The 8134-nt window shown below is 70.6% G+C and carries 8 protein-coding genes; 4 read left to right on the forward strand and 4 right to left on the reverse strand.

Features of this window, described 5'->3' with window-relative positions; all coding sequences use genetic code 11:
- Positions 1-1420, reverse strand: a 1420-nt coding sequence (locus VIU94_RS42950) for an aminotransferase-like domain-containing protein (RefSeq protein ID WP_331920859.1), incomplete at its 3' end; no start/stop codon positions are given.
- On the opposite strand from VIU94_RS42950, the gene VIU94_RS42955 reads away from it, so the two are divergent.
- Complete coding sequence (locus VIU94_RS42955) at positions 1419-2657, forward strand: aminotransferase class V-fold PLP-dependent enzyme (RefSeq protein WP_331920861.1); 1239 nt, start codon at positions 1419-1421, stop codon at positions 2655-2657. The genes VIU94_RS42950 and VIU94_RS42955 overlap by 2 nt on opposite strands.
- The gene (locus tag VIU94_RS42960; RefSeq protein WP_331920863.1) at positions 2654-4009 is read left to right on the forward strand and encodes an MFS transporter; all 1356 of its coding nucleotides are present in this window, start codon (positions 2654-2656) and stop codon (positions 4007-4009) included. Before VIU94_RS42955 ends, VIU94_RS42960 begins: the two co-directional genes overlap by 4 nt.
- A 432-nt stretch (positions 4010-4441) precedes the next feature.
- Here VIU94_RS42960 and VIU94_RS42965 read toward each other — a convergent pair whose 3' ends face one another.
- Positions 4442-5059, reverse strand: a complete 618-nt coding sequence (locus VIU94_RS42965) for a LysE family translocator (protein ID WP_331920865.1) — start codon at positions 5057-5059, stop codon at positions 4442-4444.
- A gap of 111 nt (positions 5060-5170) precedes the next feature.
- On the opposite strand from VIU94_RS42965, the gene VIU94_RS42970 reads away from it, so the two are divergent.
- Positions 5171-5626, forward strand: coding sequence for an Lrp/AsnC family transcriptional regulator (locus VIU94_RS42970; RefSeq protein WP_331920867.1), 456 nt, complete (start codon positions 5171-5173; stop codon positions 5624-5626).
- Positions 5627-5796: 170 nt separating this feature from the next.
- Here the strand turns inward: VIU94_RS42970 and VIU94_RS42975 are convergent, their stop codons facing one another.
- Together VIU94_RS42975 and VIU94_RS42980 are read right to left on the reverse strand one after the other, a co-directional pair.
- Positions 5797-7221 (reverse strand): FAD-binding oxidoreductase, encoded by a 1425-nt coding sequence (locus VIU94_RS42975; protein WP_331920869.1) that lies wholly within the window; start codon positions 7219-7221, stop codon positions 5797-5799.
- 57 nt (positions 7222-7278) lie between these two features.
- Positions 7279-7857, reverse strand: coding sequence for a serine hydrolase (locus VIU94_RS42980; RefSeq protein WP_331920871.1), 579 nt, complete (start codon positions 7855-7857; stop codon positions 7279-7281).
- Between VIU94_RS42980 and VIU94_RS42985 the strand changes: the two genes are divergently transcribed.
- Positions 7856-8134: hypothetical protein (locus VIU94_RS42985; RefSeq protein ID WP_331920873.1), on the forward strand; the 279-nt coding region annotated here is incomplete at its 3' end. The genes VIU94_RS42980 and VIU94_RS42985 overlap by 2 nt on opposite strands.

An 8134-nucleotide genomic window follows, 5' to 3' on the forward strand; every position in this document is an offset into this window, starting at 1 on the left:
GCCCAGGGCCGACATCCGCAAGCGCGGCTGCCAGCCGACGTGCACCCTCGGTCAGCTCGGCGTGATCGGCCGTCGCGGCGAACCCGATACGAAGGTGAGCCGCCGGCGGCTCGGTGGCGAAGTAGCGACTGCCGGCGCTCACGGCGACGCCGCGTTGCCGGGCGGCGCCGGTGAGGACCATGTCGTCCACGCCCGATGGCAGGCGAACCCACAGGTGTAGTCCGCCCGTAGGCAACCCGGTCAAGGTCGCGCCGGGGATCTCCTGCGTGACTGCGGCGGCCAGCACGGCGCACCGCTCCCGCAGCGCCGTACCGAGAGAGCGGACGTGCCGGTCCCAGGAGGGGGAGCTGAGCACTTCCAACGCGGCCTCCTGGAGCGGGCGGGTGACGAAGAAGTCGTCGACCAGGCGCACCGCCCGCATGCGCTCCATGACCGGTCCGCGGGCCACCAGCGCCCCGATCCGCAGGCTCGGTGCGGCGGGCTTGGTGAGTGAGGTGACGTGGACGACCGTGCCGTCGAGGTCGTCGGCGACCAACGGTCGCGGCACGGCGCCGCCGTGTCCCAGGTGCCGTGCGAAGTCGTCCTCGAGCACGAACGCGCCCGAGGCGCGCGCCACATCGAGGATCTGGCGACGCCGTTCGGGCGCGAGCACGGTGCCGGTCGGGTTCTGGAAGGTCGGCTGGCAGTACAGCAGGCGCGCGCCGGTCATCGCGAACGCGTCGGCCAGCATGTCGGGCCGCAGTCCGTCAGAGTCGAGCGGTACCGGAACGGGCCGCAGCCCGGCGGCGCGGGCGGCGGCCAGGGCCCGGGGATAGGTGGGGGACTCGACCAGGACCGGGCTGCCGGGCCCGGCGATGGCCCGGAACGCGATCGACAGGGCGCTCTGCCCGCCGGCGGTGACCAGCACGTCCTCCGGTGCCACGCTGCCGCCGACGATCCGGGCGAGCACGGTGCGCAGCGCCATCAGGCCGCCGGCCGGGGCGCGGTCCCAGGCGTCCGGACGGCGTGCCGCCCGCGCCAGCGCCGCGCTCAGGGTCCGGGTGGGCTGGAGCGAGCCGTGCACGTAGCCGCCGTCCATCGTGATCGTCCCGGCGGGCGGCGGGCCGAGCGGGTCGGCGATCAGGTGGGTGTCGACGGCGCGGTCGGTGAGGGCGACCGTCTGCCAGTCGGTGTCCGATGCGCTGCCGCCGGCCGCGCCACGCAGCCGCCCCAGCTGCGCCACGTAGGTCCCACTGCCCGGGCGGGTCACCACCGCGCCTTCGGCGGCCAGAGCAGCGATGGCCCGCGCCACTGTCGCCGGGCCGACCCGGTACTCCTTGATCAGCTCCCGGCTGCTCGGCAGCCGGTCGCCGGGCGACAGCCGGGAGACCAGCGCACGGAGTCTGTCGGCCAACTCACCAGAAGTGCTACTGTCGTTCATGAGAGACAACAATAGCGCTTCCGGTTCTGGTCAAGAAGCACTTCGCCTGGACATCGCCGCTCTGCGGTCCGACACCCCGGGGTGCCGCCAGGTCATCCACTTCAACAACGCGGGCTGCGGACTGCTGGCGGCACCCGTGACGGACGTGATGGTCGGCCACCTGAACCTCGAAGCCCGGATCGGCGGTTACGAGGCCTCGGCCGCCCGGGCCGCCGAAGTCCGGGAGTTCTACACCGAGATCGCCGCCCTCATCAACACCACACCCGACAACATCGCCTTCGCGGGCAGCGCCACCCACGCCTACACCAACGCCCTGTCCTCGATCCCGTTCGAGACCGACGACGTCATCCTCACCACCCGCGACGACTTCGTCTCCAACCAGATCGCCTTCCTCTCCCTGCGCAAGCGGTTCGGCATACGCATCGTCCACGCGCCCAACACCCCTGAGGGCGGGGTCGACGTGGAGGCGATGGCCGCACTGATGCGGACCCACCGCCCCCGCCTGGTGTCCGCCACCCATGTCCCCACCAACTCGGGCCTCGTCTCGCCCGTAGTCGAAATCGGCCGCCATTGCCGGGAGTTGGACCTGCTCTACCTCGTCGACGCCTGCCAGTCGGTGGGCCAGTTCGTCCTCGACGTGGAGGAGATCGGCTGCGACTTCCTCACCGCCACCTGCCGCAAGTTCCTCCGCGGCCCCCGCGGCTCCGGATTCCTGTACGTATCCGATCGCGTCCTGCGCGCTGGCTACGAACCGCTGTTCATCGACATGCACGGGGCCCGCTGGACCGAACCGGGCGGCTACGAGCCCGTGGCGACGGCGGCCCGGTTCGAGGAGTGGGAGTTCCCGTACGCCACGGTGCTCGGCAGCGCCGCCGCGGTTCGCTACGCCCGTAACGTCGGCATCGAGGCCATCGAGCAGCGCACCCCGGCGCTCGCGGCCCGACTCCGCGACCGGCTCGCACCGATCCCGGGAGTCCGCGTGCTCGACCGCGGCCCGCGTCTCGCCGCGCTTGTCACCGTCGGCGTGGACGGCTGGCAGCCGGAGCCGTTCAAGGCGGCCATGGACGCCCGCGGCATCAACTCGGCGATCAGCTACCGCGAGTTCGCCCAATTCGACTTCGGCGACAAGAACGTCGACTGGTGCCTGCGCCTGTCCCCCCACTACTACAACACCGAGGAGGAAGTGGACCACGTCGCGGACGCGGTCGCGGAACTCGCCGGCCAGGGACGGCGATGACCTTCCCCAAGCTCTCAACTCCGTTCGAGCGGGGGAGACCCCATCCGCAGACACGCACCGAGGAGCCGTCCACGGAAAGCCTCTGGCGCAACGGCGACTTCCTCAAATTCTGGCTCGGCGAGACCCTTTCGCTCCTCGGCACCCAGGTCACGAACCTCGCCCTGCCGCTGACCGCCATCATCGCCTTCGAGGCCACCGACGAACAGGTCGGCGTCCTGCGGTTCCTGCAGCTCGTCCCGTATCTCGGGCTCGCCCTGGTCTTCGGGGTGTGGGTGGACCGGGCCCGGCGGCGGCGGATCATGCTCGGCGCAAACCTCGTCCGGATGATCCTGCTGGCTCTCGTCCCCGTCCTGTACTGGACGGACGCGCTCAGCATGGGCTGGCTCCTTGTGATCGCCTGCGCCGTCGGCGTCGCCTCGGTGCTGTTCGACGTGAGCTGGATGTCGTACGTACCCACACTCGTACGCGACCCCGAGCACTATGTAGAAGCCGGCGCGAAGATGGGGATGAGCTCATCGGCGGCCGATGTGGCAGGGCCCGGACTCGCGGGTGTCCTGGTCGGCGCCCTGACCGCGCCCGTGGCGCTGATCGTCGACGCGTTCTCGTATCTGGTGTCCCTGATCTCGCTGCTGCTCATCCGCACGCCCGAGCCCCGTCCCGAAGCGCCGGCCGCACGGCGGCACCTGCCGACCGAACTCCGGGACGGCTTGCGCTGGGTGCTGAGGAACCCGGTTCTGCGGTCGCTGGCCCTGATCGGGTTCTGCTGCAACTTCTCCATGGTCACCGTGTGGACGATGTTCCTGCTGTACGGGGCACGGGATCTGCACCTGGACTCGACGACCCTCGGCGGCATCTTCGCCACCGCCTCCGTGGGCGGCCTGATCGGCGCGGCGATCTCCCGCAAGGTGATCCGGCGCTTCCGGCTCGGCCTTGTCTACCTCGTCGCCCAGTCGGCCCTCCTCATCGGCCCGACGCTGATCGCCTTGGCCACCGGCCCCCGGCCGGTGATGGTGGGGATGTTCGTCCTCTCCTTCTTCACCACCTACCTCGGACTCGGCGTCGCCGGCGTCGTCATCGTCAGCCTGCGCCAGGCCAGTACCCCGCAGTCGATGATGGGCCGGATGACGGCGGTCTTCCGCACCCTGCTGTTCGGCGGCGGCGCACTCGGCGGCCTGACCGCGGGCCTGCTGTCCGGCCGGATGGGCGCCCGGGGGGCATTGACTGTTGCGGCGATCGGCTCCGCCGCCGTGCTGATCGCGCTTGTCCTGTCCCCGGTGAGCCGACTGCGTGGCCTGCCCTCGGCACCGGAAGAACCCGTCACGGCGGGAACGGACGGGCAGGCCGCCGACTGACATGGAGTACGTCGAAGGGCCCCACCTCGAACGGTGGGGCCCTTCCACAACGTGCGTGGTGAGGTGATGGCGGAGGAGACGAGATTCGGACTCGCGAGGGGTTGCCCCCAACACGCCTTCCAAAGAAGGAGCTGAGACCGGCATCGCGCGAGTGAGCGGTCTCGTGGCGGGGGTCGTGGCGGTGTTGCTCTGCCAGGCTGCCTCAGCTGCACTGGGAGGGCGCGCGGCGCGCGCTCCCTTCCCGGTCTCGCTGGACCACCTGGCTGCGTCCCGCGAGGCCGAGGCCAAATGCGCTGCGTTCCTGCGCCCGTGAGCGGCGGGCGTACCGCGACGGCATGGAGGACCGGCTTGGCGCCCTCGGCCGAATTGCTCTGCCACGTCTGTGCTCTCTTCCGAATCCGTGCCGGGGTGGAGCGGGACAGGGGCGGTTCCTCAGCCGGCCAGGCGTTCCGTCAGCAGGAAGGCGCCGATGGCGATCATCAAGACACCGCTGATGCGGGTGACGGCCCCGGCGGCCGCGGGCCGGGTGCTGAGGACCGTGCGGGCCAGGGCGCCGACGGCGAGGTAGACGACGGCGCATGCGGTCAGGTGCATTGTGCTGAGCACCCCGGTCTGCGCGGCGACCGGCCAGCCCGTGTCAGGGTCGATGAACTGCGGAAACAGCGAGAAGTACAGCAGCAGCGCCTTCGGGTTCAGACCGCTGATCCCGGCCCCCTTGAGCATGACCTGCAGCCGGGAGAAGTCCGTGCTCTCTCCTCCGGCCGCCGGGACGGCCGGCTGCCGCAGGACGCCCCAGCCCAGCCACAGCAGGTAGCCGGCCCCTGCCACGGTCAGGGCGGTGAGCGCGGCCGGGGAGCTCGCCACGATCACGGCCAGGCCCGCGATGGCCACGAGCGCATAGGCCGCGTGTCCGGCGATCAGCCCGGTGACGGCCGGGACGACCGAGCGTCCCCGCAGTCCGGCGGAGATCGCGTACGCCCAGTCCGCGCCCGGCGTGAACACCAGCAGCAGGTCCACCGCCAGGAAGGCCGCCAGGGTCGTCGTGTCCATCGTTGGTTCCCTCTCATGCTTCTTGCTCTGGAGGGAAGGCTAGGCCGGATACGCCCGAAGGTGTTTGCGTCCTTACCTCATGATCGGAGGATGTGGGGGAGAATCTTCTCCATGGACGCCTTGGACCGGAAGATTCTTGCCGAGCTGCAGCTCGACGGCCGCCTGACGATCACCGAGCTGGCCGCTCGCGTGCAGCTCAGCGTCTCGCCCTGTCACCGCCGCCTGCGCGACCTCGAACGCGAAGGTGCCATCCGCGGCTACCGGGCGGTCGTCGACCCGGCCGCCGTCGGCCTGAACTTCGAGGCCCTCGTCTTCGCCACCCTGCGCTGGGAGACCCCCGACACCGTCACCGCGTTCGAGGAGGCCGTGGCCGCCGTCCCGCACGTGCTCCAGGCACAGCGCCTGTTCGGCGAACCCGACTACCTTTTGCGAGTTGCGACTGCCGACCTGACCGCGTTCCAGGAGCTGTACGACCAGCAGCTCGCCCGACTGCCCGGGGTCCAGCGCCTGACCTCGACCCTTGTCATGAAAAACGTCATCGACGACCGCCCCCTGCCTGAGAGCTAGCCATCACCCAACTGCTGCGCGGAATCGCTCGATCCAGCGATGGCACCGCAGCTGTTGCCTGGCTACGGTGACCGTCACCGGCGTTGAGCTGCGCGAACCCTTGCGGCAGCCCTCGGGCCACACGTTCAGCCCGAGAGAACCCCCTTGTCCGCACGTCGCCCGTGCCCGGGTCACAGGAGCGGTGGCGCGAGTACTGCCGTGGGGTCGTAGCGGCGTTGAACCGTCTGGAGTCGGGCCAGGTTGCCGCCGTAGGCCGCCAGCGTCTCGGTCTCGGTTTCGGGGAGGCCCGGTCGTAGTTCGACGCTGTAGACCCCGACCGTGTGCGCAGCCAGTGCCTGCAGCGTGTCGCGGGCCCACGTCCTGCAGGCCTCGTCGTCGTCGGCGTCGTCCCAGATCGCGTTGAGCGGGATGCTCCATTCGCTGGTTCTGCCCCAGAACGCGGTGGCGGCGTCGTCGATATCGGCCAGAGCCCCGCCGGTGTGCTGGAAATCGATGCGGCATGCCTTCGTGGGGGCGGCGCGGATCCGGTCCGCGAGGGCGGCGGCGACCACGGCGTCGAGAGTGGGACCGGTGAAGGCCGCCTTGCCGAAGAACGAACCACGCGAACCGTCGCCCGGCTTGGGCAGCCGGATCGGGTCGGGCTCGGCGCCCCCGGCGCCTGGGATGGCGAACTCGGGCAGTCCGTCCGGATAACGGCCGGACGTCTCCGAGCGGTAGAGCGGTGGCGAGCCGCCGCCGGCGACCACGGCAGAAGTCGCTGATCTGGCCTGCCGAATAGCGCCGTCGTGCGGGCTTGAACAGGCCGTGTAGATGAACAGGACCGGCTCGTCCGGCGAGAGGGAGGTATATCCGAGCACCGCGCTCATGGTGGTGTCTCGCGGAAGCTCGGGAGCAATCCGGAAATAGGCGGCGAGCGCATCCAGACCCACCACCGCCCGGTCGACCCAGACCGGGCCGATCTCGTGGGTCCGGAACGCCGCGGACGTGACGACCCCGACGGAAGGCGCGCAGCCACGCACCGCCCACCACAGCTCGCCCTCCTCGCCCGAGCTCCTCTCCGAGAGATGAACGACGTCGCCCGACGGGAGCACGAGCTCGACCCCGACGAGATGATCGAGGGTGAGCCCCAGGGACCTCGTCAGATAGCCGACGCCCCCTCGGGTGGCCATCCCCAGGCCGGCGTGGCCGACGACGCCGATGGGCACCGCACGACCTGCCGGGGCGAGGACCCCGAGCATGGTGGCCATGGTCGCCCCACCGTCGACGACCACTCGGTCTCCGTCCGGACGGGCGGAGACAAGGCGCTCCGAGAGGTCCAGCATGACGGCTCCGTCGGCGACGCAGTTCGAGCTCAGACCGCCGCCACGCACGGTCACCCGCGCTCCCGTTGCTGACGCGACCCTCATGACGGTCGCGACCTCGTCGACCGTGCGGGGCGCCACGACGCACGTTGGTCGTCGGCGGACGGCCTCGGGAAAGAAGACCTTCTCCAGCGCATTCTCGTACCCCGCGGTTCCCGGCGCGCACACCCCCGATCCCAGCGCAGATCGCAACTGCCCGACGATGTCGTCCGACGGACGCACCAGCGCGCTCACCGCAGCGTCCAGAGCAGGAGGCCGGCCTGTGGGCGGGGCGGGAGTGCGGGGGTGTCGTCACTGGTCACGGTGGCTCCAGATTCCCGGTGGTGGGTTTCGGGCGGAGAGCCTTCGGTTGTCCCAGATGGACGGGACGCTAGACGAGTCGGAATCCGCACACAAGGGTTCGGGCCCAGGCAGCGAGCCCTGAACACACTCACCTGTCGGCTTTGCCGGCGAGTAACGGGTTCCGGCACGCATTCCGCGACGACGATCAGCGCCGATCTGCCACGGTGACGTCGCGTCATCTGGGACCGTGGTGTGCCGCAGCAGCATCCGCACCGTGATCCGCCGGTCCAGCCCGGACCCGGGCAGGTGGTCGCCAGCCGGGGCGTCCAGGCCGATGTCGCCCTCGGCCGCCGGCATGAACACCGAGGCCGAGAAGGAGTTCTTGGTGCTGCTGCCGATGCGGAAGTGCCCGCCGGTCAACGGCTTTGCGCTCTGGCCCAGCTCGCGCGCCCCGGCGCTGCCGGCCCACTCGCCCTGTACGTCGTTCACCCGCGGCTGCACTCCGAGAAGACCGGACTCGACGATCTCCTCGATCGCCTTCCGCAGTTCCGGACGGTCCTGCCCCTGGCCGGGAGCGGTGACGGACATGTCGCTCCTTCGGATCTGCTGTGCCCGCCTCGGCGTCAGGCCGTTGCAGCCGGCCTCCGGCCTGACCCAGGGTCAACCTGAAGGTGTACGTGTACGGCTGGTCCGGATCGCCAAGGACGGTGGCGGTACGGCCGGCCAGGAGGGCTGGGAAGACCAGGTCGCCGAGGTTGGACTGGGCGCCGCCGCGCGGCCCGAAGTAGTCGGAGGCGCGGCCGATCGCCACCTCCACGCGCCCGGCCTTGTGCGCGCCGAGCAGGTCCTGGGCCATCCGGCCCCG

The sequence above is a fragment of the Streptomyces sp. genome (genome assembly GCF_036566765.1).
In the GTDB taxonomy this organism is placed as follows: Bacteria; Actinomycetota; Actinomycetes; order Streptomycetales; family Streptomycetaceae; genus Streptomyces.

What these genes read in the sequence shown, in the direction of transcription:
- VIU94_RS42955 (WP_331920861.1), top strand. Translation starts at nt 1,419, where the DNA reads ATGAGAGACAACAATAGCGCTTCCGGTTCTGGTCAAGAAGCACTTCGC.
- VIU94_RS42960 (WP_331920863.1), top strand. Translation starts at nt 2,654, where the DNA reads ATGACCTTCCCCAAGCTCTCAACTCCGTTCGAGCGGGGGAGACCCCAT.
- VIU94_RS42965 (WP_331920865.1), bottom strand. Translation starts at nt 5,059, where the DNA reads ATGGACACGACGACCCTGGCGGCCTTCCTGGCGGTGGACCTGCTGCTG.
- VIU94_RS42970 (WP_331920867.1), top strand. Translation starts at nt 5,171, where the DNA reads ATGGACGCCTTGGACCGGAAGATTCTTGCCGAGCTGCAGCTCGACGGC.
- VIU94_RS42980 (WP_331920871.1), bottom strand. Translation starts at nt 7,857, where the DNA reads ATGTCCGTCACCGCTCCCGGCCAGGGGCAGGACCGTCCGGAACTGCGG.